The following is a 16562-nucleotide window of genomic DNA, read 5'->3' as shown; positions in this document are numbered from 1 at the left end:
TTGGTCAGCGCCGCGGTCAGCGTGGTCTTGCCGTGGTCGACGTGACCGATGGTGCCGACGTTGACGTGCGGCTTGGTGCGCTCGAACTTACCCTTTGCCATGTCTTCTCTACCTCGTGATTCGTATTGGGGGAACAGAGCACGGGATGCGGCGCGGATCGGGTCCGCCGCACGCATCCCGTCGCTCTAGTCTCAGCTCTTCTTGATGACCGCTTCGGCGATGTTGGCCGGCGCTTCAGCGTAGTGGTCGAACTCCATCGAGAACGTGGCGCGACCCTGCGACATCGAGCGCAGCGTGGTGGCGTAGCCGAACATTTCGCCCAGCGGCACCATCGCGTTGATCACCTTGCCCGACGGGCTGTCGTCCTGACCCTGCAGGATGCCGCGACGACGGCTGACGTCGCCCATCACATCACCCAGGTAGTCTTCCGGCGTCACCACCTCGACCTTCATGATCGGCTCCAGCAGCACCGGGTTGGCCTTGTTGAAGCCTTCCTTGAAGCCCATCGAGCCGGCGATCTTGAACGCCATTTCCGAGGAGTCGACGTCATGGTACGAACCGTCGATCAGGCGCACCTTGACGTCCACGATCGGGTAGCCGGCCATCACGCCGTTGGCCACCGCTTCCTGGATGCCCTTGTCCACCGCCGGGATGTATTCCTTCGGCACCACGCCGCCGACGATCGCGTTCTCGAAGGTGTAGCCCAGGCCACGCTCCTGCGGCTCGATCTCGAGCACGACATGACCGTACTGGCCCTTACCGCCGGACTGACGCACGAACTTGCCTTCCTGCTTGACCGCCTTGCGGATGGTCTCGCGGTAGGCCACCTGCGGCTTGCCGACGTTGGCCTCGACGTTGAACTCGCGCTTCATGCGGTCGACCATGATTTCCAGGTGCAACTCGCCCATGCCGCGGATGATGGTCTGGCCGGACTCTTCGTCGGTGTTGACGCGGAACGAGGGATCTTCCTGCGCCAGACGGCTCAGCGCGATACCCATCTTTTCCTGGTCCGACTTGGTCTTCGGCTCGACCGCCATCGAGATCACCGGCTCCGGGAACACCATGCGCTCCAGGATGATGATGTTGTCCTGCGCACACAGCGTGTCGCCGGTGGTGACATCCTTCAGGCCCACCGCCGCGGCGATGTCGCCCGCGCGCACTTCCTTGATCTCTTCGCGGTTGTTGGAGTGCATCTGCAGGATGCGACCCACGCGCTCCTTCTTCGACTTGACCGGGTTGTACACCTGGTCGCCGGAGTTCAGCGTGCCCGAGTAGACGCGGAAGAAGGTCAGCGAGCCGACGAACGGATCGGTCATGATCTTGAACGCCAGCGCGGAGAACGGCGCGGTGTCGGTGGCCGGACGGCTGTCTTCCTGGTCGTCCTCGTCGATGCCCTTGACCGGCGGACGGTCGCTGGGCGACGGCAGCATCTGGATCACGCCGTCGAGCATGGCCTGCACGCCCTTGTTCTTGAACGCAGTGCCGCAGTACACCGGCACCACTTCCACCTTCAGGGTGCGCTCGCGCAGACCGCCCAGGATCTCGGCCTCGGACAGGTCGCCCTCGTTGAGGTACTTGTCCATCAGTTCTTCATTGGCTTCGGCCGCGGCCTCGACCATGAACGCACGTGCCTCGGTGGCCTTGTCGACCAGGTGCGCGGGGATGTCGCGGTATTCGAACACGGTGCCCTGCGAGGCGGTATCCCAATGGATCGCCTTCATCTTGACCAGGTCGACCACGCCCTCGAAGCCGTCTTCGGCGCCGATCGGCACCTGCATCGGCACCGGGTACGCACCCAGGCGCGACTTCAACTGCTCGACCACCTTGTCGAAGTTGGCGCCGGTGCGGTCCATCTTGTTGACGAAGGCAAGGCGCGGCACCGCGTACTTGTTGGCCTGGCGCCACACGGTCTCGGACTGCGGCTGCACGCCGCCGACCGCGCACAGCACGAACACCGCGCCGTCGAGCACGCGCAGCGAACGCTCGACTTCGATGGTGAAGTCGACGTGCCCGGGGGTATCGATGATGTTGAAACGGTGCTGCGGCAGCGACTTGTCCATGCCGGTCCAGAACGCGGTGGTCGCGGCGGAGGTGATGGTGATGCCGCGCTCCTGCTCCTGCTCCATCCAGTCCATCGTCGCGGCACCGTCATGCACCTCGCCGATCTTGTGGCTGACGCCGGTGTAGAACAGGATGCGTTCGGAGGTGGTGGTCTTGCCGGCATCGATGTGGGCCATGATGCCGAAGTTGCGGTAACGCTCGATGGGAGTGGTACGGGCCACAGGGAGCCTCTCAAATTTCTTGGATTTCGGATGGCCGAACGCCGCCTTGCGGCGGCCTTCGGATTTGTGCCGCGCGCGACGGCGCAGCTAGCAGCACTTCTAGATAGTGCTGACGGGCCCCGTTTCCAAGGCCCGGAAGGTCACCAGCGGTAGTGCGCGAACGCCTTGTTCGCTTCCGCCATGCGGTGAGTCTCTTCGCGCTTCTTGATGGCGCCGCCACGGTTTTCCGAGGCATCGACCAGCTCGGCAGCAAGCTTGCGCGGCATCGAGTTCTCGCCGCGCTTGCGCGCCGAGTCGATCAGCCAACGCATCGCCAGCGCCATGCGACGGGAGGAACGCACCTCGACCGGCACCTGGTAGGTGGCACCGCCGACGCGGCGCGACTTGACCTCGACCGCCGGAGCGACGTTGTCCAGCGCCTTCTGCACCAGCTCGACAGCGTTGGGGTTCTTCTCGCCGATGACGTCCATCGCGCCGTAGACGATCTTTTCGGCGACCGACTTCTTGCCGCTCAGCATCACCATGTTGATGAAGCGGGCAATGGTTTCGCTCCCGTGCTTGGGATCCGGGAGGACGGCGCGCTGCGGCGTATTACCTTTACGAGACATGTGGACTTCCCCTTACTTCTTCGGGCGCTTGGCGCCGTACTTGGAACGACCCTGGCGACGCTTGGCGACGCCGGCGGCATCGAGCGAACCGCGCACGGTGTGGTAGCGCACGCCCGGCAGGTCCTTGACGCGACCGCCGCGGATCAGGACCACGGAGTGCTCCTGCAGGTTGTGGCCTTCGCCGCCGATGTAGCTGATGACCTCTTCCTGGTTGGTCAGGCGCACCTTGGCGACCTTACGCAGGGCCGAGTTCGGCTTCTTCGGGGTGGTGGTGTACACGCGCGTGCAGACGCCACGGCGCTGCGGGCACTTGTCCAGCGCCGGAGAGGCGCTCTTGTAGGTGGTCGCCTGCCGCGGCTTGCGGACCAGCTGGTTGATCGTCGCCATCAGTGGATTCTTCTGATTGAGGCCGTCGGGCCTGGATGCGTGAAAACGAAGGCAGGCCGAAGGACGGCCTGCCGAGACAGGAAAGTATAGCGGGCAAGTCAAAGCGCCGTCAACACGACGGACTTCACTTGCTGGCCCATCCGGGGCCGGAATACGGGGCGCTTCCGCTGCGCCCCCTTTCGCTTGGTAGACCGGCCCCGCGAGCACGGGACCGGTCCGGCTTGCTGCTTACTCTTCGCTACCGGCAGCCGTCGGCGCGGGAGCTTCGACCGCCGGCTCGGCGCTGCCGCCGGACAGGGTCTGCATCTCCGACTCGGTCAGGCCGCTGGCATTGCGGCGGCGCGTGTTGTGGTACGCCAGACCGGTACCGGCCGGGATCAGGCGACCCACGATCACGTTTTCCTTCAGGCCGCGCAGCGTATCGCTGGTGCCGCGGACCGCCGCCTCGGTGAGGACGCGGGTGGTCTCCTGGAACGATGCGGCCGAGATGAACGACTCGGTGGCCAGCGAGGCCTTGGTGATGCCCAGCAGCACCGGGTCGTACTTGGCCGGCAGCTCGTTGCGGGTCGCCAGCCGGGCGTTCTCCTCGATGACGCGCTGGCGCTCGGCCTGCTCGCCGTTGAGGAACTTGCTGTTGCCCTGGTCGGTGATCTCGACCTTGCGCAGCATCTGCCGGGTGATGACCTCGATGTGCTTGTCGTTGATCTTCACGCCCTGCAGGCGGTACACGTCCTGGATTTCCTTGACCAGGTACGCGGCCAGCGGCTCGACGCCCAGCAGGCGCAGGATGTCCTGCGGGCTCGGCTCGCCGTCCACCACGGTTTCGCCCTTGGCCACGTGTTCGCCTTCGAACACGATGATCTGGCGATACTTCGGGATCAGCTCTTCGTGCTCCGACCCGTCGGTGTCCTTGATGATCAGGCGCTGCTTGCCCTTGGTGTCCTTGCCGAAGCTGATGATGCCCGAACGCTCGGCCAGGATCGCCGGATCCTTCGGCTTGCGCGCTTCGAACAGGTCGGCCACGCGCGGCAGACCACCGGTGATGTCGCGGGTCTTGGACGCTTCCTGCGGGATCTTGGCGACCACGTCGCCCACGCCGACCGGCGCGCCGTCCTGCAGGTTGACGATCGAGCGCGGCGGCAGCAGGTACTGCGCCGGCAGATCGGTGCCCGGGATGGTCAGGTCGTTGCCCTTGCCGTCGACGATGCGCACGATCGGGCGCAGGTCCTTGGCCTGGGTGCCGCGACGCTTCGGATCGGTGATCTCGCGCGAGGCCAAGCCGGTCAGTTCGTCGGTCTTCTCGATGACGGTGACGCCGTCGATGAAGTCGATGAAGCGGATGAAACCGGCCACTTCCGACACGATCGGGTGATTGTGCGGATCCCAGTTCGCCACCGACTGGCCGGCCTTGACGGCATCGCCGTCCTTGGCGGTGATGGTGGCACCGTACGGCAGCTTGTAGCGCTCGCGCTCGCGGCCGTGGCCGTCGAGCACCGACAGTTCGCCCGAGCGCGACACCGCCACCAGCGAACCGTTGGCGTGCTCGACCGACTTCAGGTTGTTGAACTTGATCGAACCGGTGGTCTTGACCGTGATGTTGTCCACCGCCGCCGCACGCGAGGCCGCGCCGCCGATGTGGAAGGTACGCATGGTCAGCTGGGTACCCGGCTCGCCGATCGACTGCGCGGCGATGACGCCGACCGCTTCGCCGATGTTGACCAGGTGGCCACGGGCCAGGTCGCGGCCGTAGCAGCGCGCGCACACGCCGAACGCCGATTCGCAGGTGATGGTCGAGCGGACCTTGACCGACTGCACGCCGGCCTCTTCCAGCTTGGCCACCCACTGCTCGTCGAGCAGGGTGTTGCGGGTGACGATCGGATCCTCGTCGTTGCCCGGCAGGAACACGTCCTCGGCCACCACGCGGCCGAGCACGCGGTCGCGCAGCGGCTCGACCACGTCGCCGCCTTCCACGATCGGGGTCATGGTCAGGCCGTCGGTGGTGCCGCAATCGGGCTCGGTGATCACCACGTCCTGCGCCACGTCGACCAGGCGACGGGTCAGGTAACCGGAGTTGGCGGTCTTCAGCGCGGTATCGGCCAGACCCTTACGGGCACCGTGGGTGGAGTTGAAGTACTCCTGCACGTTCAGGCCTTCGCGGAAGTTCGCCTTGATCGGCGTCTCGATGATCGAGCCGTCCGGGCGGGCCATCAGGCCGCGCATGCCGGCCAGCTGACGGATCTGCGCCTGGCTACCACGCGCACCGGAGTCGGCCATGATGTACAGCGAGTTCATCGACTTCTGGTCGATGGTCTCGCCCTTGGCGTTGACCACCTTCTCGGTGCCGATGGTGTCCATCATCGCCTTGGCGATGCGCTCGTTGGTACGCGACCAGATGTCCACGACCTTGTTGTAGCGCTCGCCGGCGGTGACCAGACCGGACTGGTACTGCTCCTGGATTTCCAGCACTTCCTGCTCGGCTTCGCCGAGGATGCCCTTCTTCTCCGACGGGATCAGCATGTCGTCGATGCCGATCGACACGCCGGCGCGGGTCGCGTAGGCGAAGCCGGTGTACATCAGCTTGTCGGCGAACACGACGCTGTCCTTCAGACCCAGCTGGCGGTAGCTGGAGTTGATCAGGCGGCTGATGTTCTTCTTGGTCAGCTCGGTGTTGGCCAGCGCGAACGGCAGGCCTTCCGGCAGGATCTCGGCCAGCAGCGCGCGCCCGATCGTGGTGTCCACGATCGAGGTCTTCTTGCTGCGGTTGCCTTCTTCGTCGATCACCGTCTCGGTGATGCGGACCTTGACCTTGGCATGCAGTTCGACCGCACGGTTGTCGTAGGCGCGCTTCACTTCGGCGATGTTGGCGAAGACCATGCCCTCGCCCTTCTTGTTCTCCAGGGCGCGGCTCATGTAGTACAGGCCCAGCACCACGTCCTGCGACGGCACGATGATCGGCTCGCCGTTGGCCGGCGACAGGATGTTGTTGGTGGACATCATCAGCGCGCGCGCTTCCAGCTGCGCCTCCAGCGACAGCGGCACGTGCACGGCCATCTGGTCACCGTCGAAGTCGGCGTTGAACGCGGTGCAGACCAGCGGGTGCAGCTGGATCGCCTTGCCTTCGATCAGCACCGGCTCGAACGCCTGGATGCCCAGGCGGTGCAGGGTCGGCGCACGGTTCAGCAGCACCGGGTGCTCGCGGATCACCTCTTCCAGGATGTCCCAGACTTCGGCTTCTTCGCGCTCGACCAGCTTCTTGGCGGCCTTGATGGTGGTGGCCAGGCCGCGACGCTGCAGCTTGGCGAACACGAACGGCTTGAACAGCTCCAGCGCCATCTTCTTCGGCAGGCCGCACTCGTGCAGACGCAGGGTCGGGCCGACCACGATCACCGAACGACCGGAGTAGTCCACGCGCTTGCCGAGCAGGTTCTGGCGGAACCGGCCCTGCTTGCCCTTGATCATGTCGGCCAGCGACTTCAGCGGGCGCTTGTTGGTGCCGGTGATGGCGCGGCCGCGACGGCCGTTGTCCAGCAGCGCATCGACCGATTCCTGCAGCATGCGCTTTTCGTTGCGCACGATGATGTCCGGCGCGTTCAGCTCGAGCAGGCGGCGCAGGCGGTTGTTGCGGTTGATGACGCGGCGGTACAGGTCGTTCAGATCGGAGGTCGCGAAGCGGCCGCCGTCCAGCGGCACCAGCGGGCGCAGATCCGGCGGCAGCACCGGCAGCACGGTCATCACCATCCACTCCGGACGGTTGCCGGACTCGATGAAGGCCTCGATCAGCTTGATGCGCTTGGTCAGGCGCTTGAGCTTGGTTTCCGAACCGGTGCTGGCGATCTCTTCGCGCAGGCGGGTCATTTCCGACTGCAGGTCGATGGTGCGCAGCAGTTCGTACACCGCTTCGGCGCCCATGGCGGCGTCGAAGTCGTCGCCGTGCTCCTGGCGCGCGGTCAGGTACTGCTCTTCGGTCAGCAGCTGGCGGCGCTCAAGCGCGGTCAGGCCCGGCTCGGTCACCACGTAGGCTTCGAAGTACAGCACGCGCTCGATGTCGCGCAGGGTCATGTCCAGCATCAGGCCGATGCGCGACGGCAGCGACTTCAGGAACCAGATGTGCGCGACCGGCGAGGCCAGGTCGATGTGGCCCATGCGCTCGCGACGCACCTTGGCCAGGGTCACTTCGGTGCCGCACTTCTCGCAGACCACGCCGCGGTGCTTCATGCGCTTGTACTTGCCGCACAGGCACTCGTAGTCCTTGATCGGGCCGAAGATGGCGGCGCAGAACAGGCCGTCGCGCTCGGGCTTGAAGGTCCGGTAGTTGATGGTTTCCGGCTTCTTCACTTCGCCGAAGGACCACGAACGGATCAGGTCCGGCGAGGCCAACGCGATCTTGATCGCGTCGAAGTCCAGCGTCTGGCGCTGCTGGTTGAAGAGGTTGAGCAGGTCTTTCATTGGGTATCTCCGGGTCGGAGGAATTTCGTATCGAGGACGGGGGCGAAAAGGGTTCTATCGGGACGCGGGACCCGGGACCGGGGACCCGGAAAAGCAGAGCGGCTGCGCTCCTGGCTTTTCCGAGTCCCGGGTCCGGGACCCCGGGTCCCGGCCCCTCAGTCTTCCAGTTCCATGTTGATCGCCAGCGAGCGGATTTCCTTCACCAGCACGTTGAAGGACTCCGGCATGCCGGCGACCATCTCGTGCTCGCCGTCGACGATGTTCTTGTACATCTGGTTGCGGCCCTGCACGTCGTCGGACTTCACCGTCAGCATTTCCTGCAGGGTGTAGGCCGCGCCGTAGGCTTCCAGCGCCCAGACTTCCATTTCACCGAAGCGCTGGCCGCCGAACTGCGCCTTGCCGCCCAGCGGCTGCTGGGTGACCAGCGAGTACGGGCCGGTGGAGCGCGCGTGCATCTTGTCGTCGACCAGGTGGTTCAGCTTCAGCATGTGCATGTAGCCGACCGTGGTGTGGCGATCGAACGCCTCGCCGGTGCGGCCGTCGTACAGCTGGGTCTGGCCGCTGATCGGCAGGTCGGCGAGTTCGAGCATGTGCTTGATCTCGGCCTCGGTGGCACCGTCGAACACCGGGGTGGCCATCGGCACGCCGTCGGTCAGGTTCTTCGACAACGCCAGCAGCTCCGCGTCGCTGAACTGGTCCAGATCCACGCGGTCCTCGCCCAGCTTCTGGTCGTGGTTGTAGATCTGCGCCAGGAACTTGCGCAGGTCGGCGACCTTGGCCTGGGCCTCGAGCATGTTCTGGATCTTGCGACCCAGGCCCTTGGCGGCCCAGCCCAGGTGCACTTCCAGCACCTGACCGATGTTCATACGCGACGGCACGCCCAGCGGGTTCAGCACGATGTCCACGGTCTCGCCGTTGGCCATGTACGGCATGTCCTCGATCGGCTGGATCATCGACACGACACCCTTGTTGCCGTGGCGACCGGCCATCTTGTCGCCGGGCTGGATGCGGCGCTTCACCGCCAGGAACACCTTGACCATCTTCAGCACGCCCGGGGCGAGGTCGTCGCCGGCGGTGATCTTGCCGCGCTTGTCGGCGAAGCGACGCTCGAACTCCTTCTCGTGCGCCTGGATCTGCTTCTGCGCGCGCTCGATCGCCTCGGAGGCGTCCTCGTCCTTCATGCGCAGCGCGAACCAGTCGGACTTCTTCAGGCCGTCCAGGTAGGCGTCGCTGACGGTGTCGCCCTTCTTCAGGTTCGGACCGCCGTTGGCGACCTTGCCGATCAGCTGGCCACGCAGACGCGCATAGATCGCGCTTTCCAGGATGCGGAACTGGTCGTCGAAGTCCTTCTTGACCCGCTTGATCTCGTTTTCCTCGATCTGGCGGGCGCGCTTGTCCTTCTCGATGCCGTCGCGGGTGAACACCTGCACGTCGATGACGGTGCCGTCCATGCCCGGCGGCACGCGCAGCGAGCTGTCCTTCACGTCCGAGGCCTTCTCGCCGAAGATCGCGCGCAGCAGCTTCTCTTCCGGGGTCAGCTGGCTCTCGCCCTTCGGCGTGACCTTGCCGACCATGATGTCGCCGGCGCGCACTTCCGCACCGATGTACACCACGCCGCTCTCGTCCAGACGGTTCAGCGCCTGCTCGGACACATTGGGGATGTCGGCGGAGATCTCCTCCGGCCCCAGCTTGGTGTCGCGCGCCACGCAGGTCAGTTCTTCGATGTGGATCGTGGTGTAGCGATCCTCTTCCACCACGCGCTCGGAGAGCAGGATGGAGTCTTCGAAGTTGTAGCCGTTCCACGGCATGAACGCGATCAGCATGTTCTGGCCCAGGGCCAGTTCGCCGATGTCGGTCGAGGGACCGTCGGCCAGCACGTCGCCGCGCGCGATCACGTCGCCCACGTTCACCAGCGGACGCTGGTTGATGCAGGTGTTCTGGTTGGAACGCGTGTACTTGATCAGGTTGTAGATGTCGACGCCGGCGTCGGTGCCGCCGCCGATCTCGGCCTCGTTGACCTTGACCACGATGCGGCCGGCGTCGATCTGCTCGATCACGCCGCCACGGCGCGCGTTCACGGTCACGCCCGAGTCGCGCGCCACCGCGCGCTCGATGCCGGTACCGACCAGCGGCTTCTGCGCGCGCAGCGTCGGCACGGCCTGGCGCTGCATGTTGGCGCCCATCAGCGCGCGGTTGGCGTCGTCGTGCTCCAGGAACGGCACCAGTGCGGCCGCGATCGACACGGTCTGCATCGGCGACACGTCCATGAAGTGCACTTCCGCCGGCGGCTTCAGCAGCGACTCGCCCTGGTAACGGCACGGCACGAACTGCTCGGTCAGGCGGCTCTTGGCGTCGTGCAGCGCGTTGGCCTGGGCGATGACGTACTCGTTCTCTTCGATCGCCGACAGGTACTCGACCTCGTCGGTGATCTGGCCGTCCACGACCTTACGGTACGGCGTCTCCAGGAAGCCGTACTGGTTGGTGCGGGCGTACACCGCCAGCGAGTTGATCAGGCCGATGTTCGGGCCTTCCGGCGTTTCGATGGTGCAGACGCGGCCGTAGTGGGTCGGATGCACGTCGCGCACTTCGAAGCCGGCGCGCTCGCGGGTCAGGCCGCCCGGGCCCAGCGCGGAGACGCGACGCTTGTGCGTCACTTCCGACAGCGGGTTGTTCTGGTCCATGAACTGCGACAGCTGCGAGGAGCCGAAGAACTCCTTGATCGCGGCGGCCACCGGCTTGGCGTTGATCAGCTCCTGCGGGGTCAGGCCTTCGGACTCGGCCATCGACAGGCGCTCCTTGACCGCGCGCTCGACGCGGACCAGGCCCACGCGGAACACGTTCTCGGCCATTTCGCCGACCGAACGCACGCGACGGTTGCCCAGGTGGTCGATGTCGTCGACCACGCCGCGGCCGTTGCGGATCTCGGTCAGGACCTTGATCACGTCCAGGATGTCGGAGCTGTCGGCGTGCTCGGCGACCAGCCGCTTGGACTCTTCGTCGTTGCGCTCGCCGAAGTACTTCTTGTCGTACAGCACCGACTCGCCGGTGACTTCCTTGCGGCCGACACGGCGGTTGAACTTCATGCGGCCGACCGTGGACAGGTCGTAGCGCTCGAAGGTGAAGAACAGGTTGTGGAACAGGTTCTGCGCGGCGTCCTTGGTCGGCGGCTCGCCCGGACGCATCATGCGGTAGATCTCGACCAGCGCCTCGAGCTGGGTCTTGGTCGGATCGATGCGCAGGGTGTTGGACAGGTACGGACCGCGATCCAGGTCGTTGACCCACAGCGTGCCCACGGCGTCGACGCCGGCCTTGCGGAAGGCATTGAGCTGGTCTTCGCTGATTTCGTCGTTGGCGCTGGCCAGCAGTTCGCCGGTCGAAGCATCGACCACGTCGTGCGACAGGATGCGGCCGACCAGGTAGTCATCGGGCACGGCCAGCGCGGCGACGCCGGCGGCCTCGAGTTGCTTGACGTGGCGCGCGGTGATGCGCTTGCCGGCTTCGACGATGACCTTGTCGCCATCGGCCAGGTCGAAGTTCAGGGTCTCGCCGCGCAGGCGCTCGGGCACCAGCTCCAGCTGCACGCCTTCCTTCGGGTCGATGTGGAAGGTGTTGATCTCGAAGAACTCGGACAGCATCTCCTCGTTCGAGTAGCCGAGCGCGCGCAGCAGGATCGACACCGGCAGCTTGCGGCGGCGGTCGATACGGGTGAACAGCGCGTCCTTCGGGTCGAACTCGAAGTCCAGCCAGGAGCCGCGGTACGGAATGATGCGGGCGCTGTACAGCAGCTTGCCCGAGCTGTGGGTCTTGCCGCGGTCGTGGTCGAAGAACACGCCCGGCGAGCGGTGCAGCTGCGAGACGATGACGCGCTCGGTGCCGTTGACGATGAAGGTGCCATTGTCGGTCATCAGCGGGATTTCGCCGAGGTAGACTTCCTGCTCCTTGACGTACTTGATCGCCTTGGTCGAGGACTCGCGGTCGTAGATCACCAGGCGCACGGTCACGCGCAGCGGCGCGCCGTAGCTCATGCCGCGCTGACGGCATTCACGCTCGTCGAACACCGGTTCGCCGAGCTTGTAGCCGACGTACTCCAGCGCCGCGTTGCCGCTGTAGCTGGAGATCGGGAACACCGATTTCAGGGCCGCGTGCAGGCCGTGGTCCGAACGCTTGTTCGGGTCGGTGTTCTCCTGCAGGAACTCGCGGTAGGAATCCACCTGGATGGCGAGCAGGAACGGCACTTCGAGGATCGAGCGCTGCTTGCCGAAGTCCTTGCGGATACGCTTCTTTTCGGTGAACGAATAAGACGTCATGAGGTATCACCTTGGCTGATGCGGGCCACGCGTCCGCGGCCCTGAGTGAACATAAATTGTCAGTTGGAAGTCGCTGGTATTGCCGGCACCAGCACGCCTTCTCCCGCTACTTCCAACTACCAACTCGGTGAAGCCGAGATTGGGGATGACGGGATTCGGGATGGGTCGACGACCGCCCCTCGAATCTCCAATGCCGAATATCCAATCCCGGCGTTACAACAACGGCCAAAGGCCGGGGGCTTTCGCCCCCAGCCTTCAGTGCATCGCCTCGAACGGCTGGCGATGCAAGGGACTGCTTACTTGACTTCGACCTTCGCGCCAGCGGCTTCCAGGTCCTTCTTGAACTTGTCGGCGTCTTCCTTCGACACGGCTTCCTTCAGCACGCCGCCGGCCTCGGTGAGGTCCTTGGCTTCCTTCAGGCCCAGGCCGGTGATGGCGCGGACGGCCTTGATGACGTCGACCTTCTTGGCGCCGGCGTCGATCAGGATGACGTTGAACTCGGTCTGCTCTTCGACCGGCGCGGCGGCCACGGCCGGACCGGCAGCGGCGACCGGGGCGGCGGCGGAGACGCCGAACTTGTCTTCGATGGCCTTGACCAGCTCCATCACTTCCATGAGGGTCTTTTCGGCGATTGCGTCGACGATCTGCTCGTTAGACAGGGACATTGTGATTACCTTTGGAATTTTTTCTGGATGAGGTTCTAGTGAACCGTTTCAGGTGTCGCGAACTTAAGCCGTTTCGGCCGGGGCTTCCGCTTCGGCGTCGGCGGGCGCGGCGTCGCCGCCACCCTGCTTGTCGCCCACAGCCTTGACCGCACGGGCGAACATGCTCGCCGGCTCGGCCAGGACGCGTGCCAGCATGGCCAGCGCCTGCTCGCGGGTCGGCAGCGACGCCAACACCTCGAGATGAGCGGCCGGATACAGCTGACCACCCAGCGACACGACCTTGGCCTGCAGCTTGTCGTTACCCTTGGCGAATTCCTTGATCAGACGACCGGCAGCGCCGGGTTCTTCCGTCGAGAACGCATACAGCAGCGGACCGACCAGCGCGTCCTGGACGCACTCGTATTCGGTACCGGCAACGGCACGCGCGGCCAGGGTGTTCTTGACAACACGCAAGTACACACCGGTTTCGCGCGCCTTCTTGCGCATCGCGGTCATTTGCGAGACCGTGATGCCGGCGTACTCGGCAGCAACCAAGGAGTGGGCCTTCGCGGCGACGTCGGCCAGTTCGGCGACGACTTCTTGCTTCTGGGACAGATTGAGAGCCATTGCACTCCTCCGTTAAAGCCGGGAGTTGGGATTGGTGGTTCGGAATTCGTCAGGAGCAGCGGCGCCGCTCTTGCCAATCCCCAATTTCCAATCTCGAATCCCTGCTTCAAACTTACTCCGCTCGCGGCTCCTGCCGCTTGCGGTCCTGGGCGGCCTCCGTCCTGGATGCCGGGGATGCCGCATGGCATCCCAGTTGGTGGCCGTTCCAGACCTGGAGTGAGCGCGCCCGGAACACCGGGCTGGCCTGCACCAGAAAAACTCCAGAAAGGCGGCACCATCTACGCCGGCGCGTCCCCGAGGGGACTGGATTAAGCGATCCCGCTGTACCGACGGCGACTCCTTGCCATTTCGAGCTTCCGTGCCCGTCGTCGGTGTGCGCAGACCGCGCCTGCGGTCTTTGACGGCTTCGCGTCGGGTTGCCCCCGGGCGACGCCTTCAAAAGGGTGACACCGGCGCCGCACCTCGCGGGCGGCGCCGTGTTGCGATTACTTCAGGGACAGCGAGGCCTGATCGATGGTGACGCCCGGACCCATGGTCGAGCTCACCGAGATCTTCTGCAGGTAGGTGCCCTTCGAGGTCGCCGGCTTGGCCTTGACCAGGTCCAGCAGCAGCGCCTGCAGGTTGCTCTTCAGCGCGTCGTCTTCGAAGCTGGCCTTGCCGATGGTGCAGTGGATGATGCCGGCCTTGTCGGTGCGGTAGCGCACCTGGCCCGACTTCGCGTTCTTGACCGCTTCGGCCGGGTTGGCGGACACGGTGCCGACCTTGGGGTTCGGCATCAGGCCGCGCGGGCCCAGCAAGGTGCCCAGCTTGCCGACGACGCGCATCGCGTCCGGGGTGGCGATGACCACGTCGTAGTTCAGGTCGCCGCCCTGCATCTTCTCGGCTAGGTCGTCCATGCCGACGGCTTCGGCACCGGCGGCCAGCGCCTCATCGGCCTTGGCGCCGGCGGGGGCGAACACCGCCACGCGCACGCTCTTGCCGGTGCCGGCGGGCAGCACGGTGGAACCGCGCACCTGCTGGTCGGACTTCTTGGCGTCCACGCCCAGGCGCACGGCCACGTCGACGGCTTCGACGAACTTGGCCTTGCTGGTGGTCTTGACGATCTTCAGCGCTTCGTCGATCGAATACGCCTTGCCCGGCTGCACGGCAGCACGGATCGCTTTCTGTCGCTTGGTCTGTGCCATTGCTTAACCCTCCACCGTCAGGCCCATGCTGCGGGCGGAACCCGCAATCGTGCGTACCGCCGCTTCCAGCTCCGCCGCCGTCAGGTCGGCTTCCTTCGCCTTGGCGATCTCTTCGAGCTGCTTGCGGGTCACCTTGCCCACCTTCTCGGTGTTCGGGCGCTTGGAGCCGGAGCTGACGCCCGCGGCCTTCTTCAGCAGCACGCTGGCCGGGGTGCTCTTGGTGACGAAGGTGAAGGTACGGTCCGAATAGGCCGTGATGATGACCGGAGTCGGCAGGCCCGGCTCCAGCTTCTGCGTGGCGGCATTGAACGCCTTGCAGAATTCCATGATGTTCAGACCGCGCTGACCCAGCGCAGGACCGACCGGCGGCGAGGGGTTGGCCTGACCGGCCTTCACCTGCAGCTTGATGTAACCGACGACTTTCTTTGCCATTTTAGTGTCTCCGGGTGCTAGCGCCTGAACCGCAGGCTCCCCATCGCGACGGGAAAATCACGTGTCCCGCCATCACGTTTTTTGAAGTGCGCAGAAAGCCGCCTTGCGGCGGCTTCCGTTCTGCCCGGCGGCTTGCCTGGACAGGGAGCCGCGCAGTATAGCAGAGATTTTGGCGCTCGGCGCAGCCGCGCCGGGGCAGGCTCAGGCCTTCTCGACCTGGCCGAATTCCAGCTCCACCGGGGTGGAACGACCGAAGATCAGCACCGCCACGCGCAGGCGGCTCTTCTCGTAGTTGACTTCCTCGACCACGCCGTTGAAGTCATTGAACGGACCATCGGTGACGCGGACCATCTGGCCCGGCTCGAACAGCACCTTCGGACGCGGCTTCTCCACGCCATCCTGGACGCGCTGCAGGATCGCATCGGCCTCTTCGTCGCGGATCGGCAGCGGACGGTCGGCGGTGCCGCCGATGAAGCCCATCACCTTCGGCGTTTCCTTGACCAAGTGCCAGCTTTCGTTGTCGATGCGCGGAATGCCGCCTTCGTCATGGGTCTCGATCTGCACCAGCACGTAGCCCGGGAAGAACTTGCGCTCGGAACGGCGCTTCTGGCCGGAACGCATTTCGATCACTTCCTCGGTGGGGACCAGCACGTCGCCGAAGCGCTCCTGCATCTCGTCACGCACAATACGGTCGCGCAGCGCTTGGGCCACGGACTTCTCGAAGCCTGAATAGGCGTGAACGACATACCAACGCTTCACTGCTGCACTCTCCTCAACGGCTCACGAACCACTGCATCAGCTTCTGGATCAGGAAATCGAACCCGCCCAGCAACAGACTCAGAATGATCACCACCACGATCACCACCCAGGTGGTACGGATGGCTTCCTGACGGGTCGGCCACACCACCTTGCGCAGCTCGAAGCGGGATTCGGACAGGAACTCGCGACCTTCGCGCCCCTTGGCGGTCAGCAGGAACACCGCCGCGCCGGCAGCCAGGCCAGCGATCACTGCCAGTGCGCGCAGCGGACCGGACCAGCTTCCCAGCTGCGTCGCGCGGCTCGGCTCTCCGAACCAGAACCAGACGAACAGGCCCGCAATCACCAGCAGCGCTGCGATGACGTACTTGACGATATCGCCGCCAGAAGACGCGGCGGGGCCTTTGGAATGCTCGATCTTGCTGTTCATCCGACTCTTGCTGCTATGCGACCGAGGTCACTGGATAGGGAGCGGCAGATTGGCACGCCAGGAGGGACTCGAACCCCCAACCTGCGGTTTTGGAGACCGCTGCTCTGCCAATTGAGCTACTGGCGTGTAGTAAGAACGACTGCACTTCCCTGAGACGGCGAAGGCGGACCGAAGGTTCCGGCCCGCCCTTCGCTGAACCCGGCGGCCGGAGCCGCCTGCACCTCGTCGGATTCCGGCGACCAAGGCCGCCATCCTGCCGTCGAGCCCGGCGGCCTTGGCCGCCGGAGGGCATTACTTGATGATCTTGGCCACCACGCCGGCGCCGACGGTACGGCCACCTTCGCGGATCGCGAAGCGCAGGCCCTCGTCCATCGCCACCGGGTTGATCAGCGTCACCACCATCTTGACGTTATCGCCCGGCATCACCATCTCCACGCCTTCCGGCAGCTGCACCGCACC

13 protein-coding genes and 1 tRNA gene are annotated in these 16562 nt (G+C 65.1%); all 14 read right to left on the bottom strand.

Translation table 11 applies throughout. From position 1 onward, the window contains the following. On the bottom strand, window positions 1-101 hold a 101-nt coding region (locus GGR71_RS20800; RefSeq protein WP_031270842.1), incomplete at its 3' end, for a GTP-binding protein. A gap of 90 nt (window positions 102-191) precedes the next feature. Continuing rightward, complete coding sequence (gene fusA, locus GGR71_RS20795) at window positions 192-2282, bottom strand: elongation factor G (RefSeq protein WP_160959223.1); 2091 nt, start codon at window positions 2280-2282, stop codon at window positions 192-194. A 140-nt stretch (window positions 2283-2422) separates the two neighbouring features. Further along, window positions 2423-2890 carry a 30S ribosomal protein S7 gene (rpsG, locus tag GGR71_RS20790; protein WP_048490049.1) on the bottom strand — a complete coding sequence of 156 codons (468 nt, stop codon included), beginning with the start codon at window positions 2888-2890 and terminating at the stop codon, window positions 2423-2425. Window positions 2891-2902: 12 nt separating this feature from the next. Then, a complete protein-coding gene (gene rpsL, locus GGR71_RS20785) occupies window positions 2903-3277 on the bottom strand; it encodes a 30S ribosomal protein S12 (RefSeq protein ID WP_048490048.1) in 375 nt (124 codons plus the stop codon). A 228-nt stretch (window positions 3278-3505) separates the two neighbouring features. Continuing rightward, complete coding sequence (gene rpoC / locus GGR71_RS20780) at window positions 3506-7723, bottom strand: DNA-directed RNA polymerase subunit beta' (RefSeq protein ID WP_160959221.1); 4218 nt, start codon at window positions 7721-7723, stop codon at window positions 3506-3508. 155 nt (window positions 7724-7878) lie between these two features. Continuing rightward, window positions 7879-12030 carry a DNA-directed RNA polymerase subunit beta gene (gene rpoB / locus GGR71_RS20775; protein WP_048490046.1) on the bottom strand — a complete coding sequence of 1384 codons (4152 nt, stop codon included), beginning with the start codon at window positions 12028-12030 and terminating at the stop codon, window positions 7879-7881. Between the two features lie 296 nt (window positions 12031-12326). Next, window positions 12327-12695 (bottom strand): 50S ribosomal protein L7/L12, encoded by a 369-nt coding sequence (rplL, locus tag GGR71_RS20770; RefSeq protein WP_010341338.1) that lies wholly within the window; start codon window positions 12693-12695, stop codon window positions 12327-12329. Window positions 12696-12758: 63 nt separating this feature from the next. Then, on the bottom strand, window positions 12759-13301 hold the full coding sequence (gene rplJ / locus GGR71_RS20765; RefSeq protein ID WP_010341340.1) for a 50S ribosomal protein L10: 543 nt from the start codon (window positions 13299-13301) through the stop codon (window positions 12759-12761). A gap of 485 nt (window positions 13302-13786) precedes the next feature. After that, window positions 13787-14485: a 50S ribosomal protein L1 gene (gene rplA, locus GGR71_RS20760; RefSeq protein WP_048490044.1), complete on the bottom strand. Its 699-nt coding sequence runs from the start codon at window positions 14483-14485 to the stop codon at window positions 13787-13789. Window positions 14486-14488: 3 nt separating this feature from the next. Then, window positions 14489-14917, bottom strand: a complete 429-nt coding sequence (gene rplK, locus GGR71_RS20755; protein ID WP_010341342.1) for a 50S ribosomal protein L11 — start codon at window positions 14915-14917, stop codon at window positions 14489-14491. A 201-nt stretch (window positions 14918-15118) separates the two neighbouring features. Further along, window positions 15119-15676, bottom strand: a complete 558-nt coding sequence (nusG, locus tag GGR71_RS20750) for a transcription termination/antitermination protein NusG (protein WP_048490043.1) — start codon at window positions 15674-15676, stop codon at window positions 15119-15121. A gap of 13 nt (window positions 15677-15689) precedes the next feature. Beyond that, window positions 15690-16103 (bottom strand): preprotein translocase subunit SecE, encoded by a 414-nt coding sequence (gene secE, locus GGR71_RS20745; protein WP_160959218.1) that lies wholly within the window; start codon window positions 16101-16103, stop codon window positions 15690-15692. A 50-nt stretch (window positions 16104-16153) separates the two neighbouring features. Continuing rightward, window positions 16154-16229 (bottom strand) — tRNA-Trp (locus GGR71_RS20740). A gap of 165 nt (window positions 16230-16394) precedes the next feature. Beyond that, window positions 16395-16562: EF-Tu C-terminal domain-related protein (locus tag GGR71_RS20735; RefSeq protein ID WP_456362651.1), on the bottom strand; the 168-nt coding region annotated here is incomplete at its 5' end.

It is taken from the genome of Xanthomonas sp. F1, assembly GCF_014199855.1.
This window is presented reverse-complemented; position numbering and strand designations above follow the sequence as displayed.

Coding starts and splice junctions, on each gene's coding strand:
- rpsG (WP_048490049.1), bottom strand. CDS start 2,890: ATGTCTCGTAAAGGTAATACGCCGCAGCGCGCCGTCCTCCCGGATCCC.
- rpsL (WP_048490048.1), bottom strand. CDS start 3,277: ATGGCGACGATCAACCAGCTGGTCCGCAAGCCGCGGCAGGCGACCACC.
- rpoC (WP_160959221.1), bottom strand. CDS start 7,723: ATGAAAGACCTGCTCAACCTCTTCAACCAGCAGCGCCAGACGCTGGAC.
- rpoB (WP_048490046.1), bottom strand. CDS start 12,030: ATGACGTCTTATTCGTTCACCGAAAAGAAGCGTATCCGCAAGGACTTC.
- rplL (WP_010341338.1), bottom strand. CDS start 12,695: ATGTCCCTGTCTAACGAGCAGATCGTCGACGCAATCGCCGAAAAGACC.
- rplJ (WP_010341340.1), bottom strand. CDS start 13,301: ATGGCTCTCAATCTGTCCCAGAAGCAAGAAGTCGTCGCCGAACTGGCC.
- rplA (WP_048490044.1), bottom strand. CDS start 14,485: ATGGCACAGACCAAGCGACAGAAAGCGATCCGTGCTGCCGTGCAGCCG.
- rplK (WP_010341342.1), bottom strand. CDS start 14,917: ATGGCAAAGAAAGTCGTCGGTTACATCAAGCTGCAGGTGAAGGCCGGT.
- secE (WP_160959218.1), bottom strand. CDS start 16,103: ATGAACAGCAAGATCGAGCATTCCAAAGGCCCCGCCGCGTCTTCTGGC.